The 1,399-nt window shown below is 40.5% G+C and carries 2 protein-coding genes; both read right to left on the bottom strand.

Features of this window, described 5'->3' with window-relative positions; genetic code table 11:
- Positions 1-255 precede the first annotated feature (255 nt).
- Positions 256-777 (bottom strand): SMI1/KNR4 family protein, encoded by a 522-nt coding sequence (locus A3735_RS20555; protein WP_068638544.1) that lies wholly within the window; start codon positions 775-777, stop codon positions 256-258.
- 97 nt (positions 778-874) lie between these two features.
- On the bottom strand, positions 875-1,207 hold the full coding sequence (locus tag A3735_RS20560) for a hypothetical protein (RefSeq protein ID WP_068638547.1): 333 nt from the start codon (positions 1,205-1,207) through the stop codon (positions 875-877).
- Positions 1,208-1,399: the final 192 nt, after the last annotated feature.

The following is a 1,399-nucleotide window of genomic DNA, read 5'->3' on the forward strand; positions in this document are numbered from 1 at the left end:
CTCTACAAATTAAAATGTACCTGAGAAGCTTAAACAGCGGAGCGGAACAGTTGGAAACCGTGCCACCTACCTTAATAATTTAAACGGAGGAATGCTCGATAAGAAACGAGCATTCCCTGCAGAATATTGAGCCCTAAACCTTAAGAGCCAAAAAACATTTAACGCCCGGCTCACCGAGCAAATTTTTGATGGCGACTTTTGTGCGTGTTTTTGCACAAAAGGTGACAGCGGAAATTTGTCCGATGCAGCCGTTTGTTATGAGTATGTAAATTCATCGTCAATATCTATATTTTTAGAGAAAACTTCTTCTAATGAGTCTCCAATTACAACCGACTCATCCCAATCCAAGCAACCTGATGATGTAGCAATAATCGGGGGCGTATTAGAAGGTACGCGGAGATCATAGGCGTAAAAAGTACCGCCACCATTAAAGCCAAAAGGCACTGCTCCTGGTTGAAACTCCGGAAACAAGTACCTGAGATAATAATCTCGAATATCTTCTAACCCAAAAAGGCCAATTTCTCTATCACCATTGCAAAAATTACCACCATTAGAATATTTTAATAGTTCAATAAACTCATCAGGTAACGTGTAATTTGGCAATTCCCAATCTAGGTATTTGATATCACCTGAATTACCACATAAGTCTTCAAGAGCCGCTATTTCTTCATTTGTTAATGGCTTACCTAGAAACGATTTAACAAATGAAAAATCTTCAGCCCTAAGCGGTTCTGACTTGTGATCAAATACTACTTTCGACAACCACTCAATATTCATGATTTACTCATAACGCCTGCATTTGCGGCGGTTTTGTAGCGAGGCACGAGCGTAAAAACCGTCCAAGCCACGCAGTGGCTGATGCAACATGCACTTGTTACATGTTGATGAGCGTTGAGTCATGCCATACATCCTCATAATCATCAGCGATTAAAAATCTATACCCTGGGGGCAATGCTAAATACTGCTCTATTTCAGGTAAATATTCTTTTATATGGCTCACGTGTAGCGGTTTAAAAAAATCAGGGTCTTGGCCCAGTTCTTCACCGCACCAAATATACCAGCCACATGTTCCATTTTCTGCTTTATGACGCAGACCATTTATTGGAAGTTTACCTAGCGTCTCAATAGCAAGGCCAAGCTTCTCTATTTCAGAGCAAGGTATGAAGTCGGCCTTAAATTTTTCGCATACTTCCTTTTGCCTAGCCACGATATTCCTTAAGACATGTAACGCCCAGCTAAACGGAGGAGTAACAATGGCGGCATTTTTGGAACAAAAATGATGCGATTGTTACGGAGTCCGTTTGAGCTGTTGGTTATGTGCATTTTTTCTTTGTTACTTTGATGTCAGTATAAGTATTCATGCAGCTAATACGCTGTTCAGTTTCACTTAGCTCTATTG

The organism is Oleiphilus sp. HI0061 (assembly GCF_001635675.1).

Excerpts from the sequence above, each read along its gene's own strand:
- A3735_RS20555 (WP_068638544.1), bottom strand. The coding sequence starts at position 777 with ATGAATATTGAGTGGTTGTCGAAAGTAGTATTTGATCACAAGTCAGAA.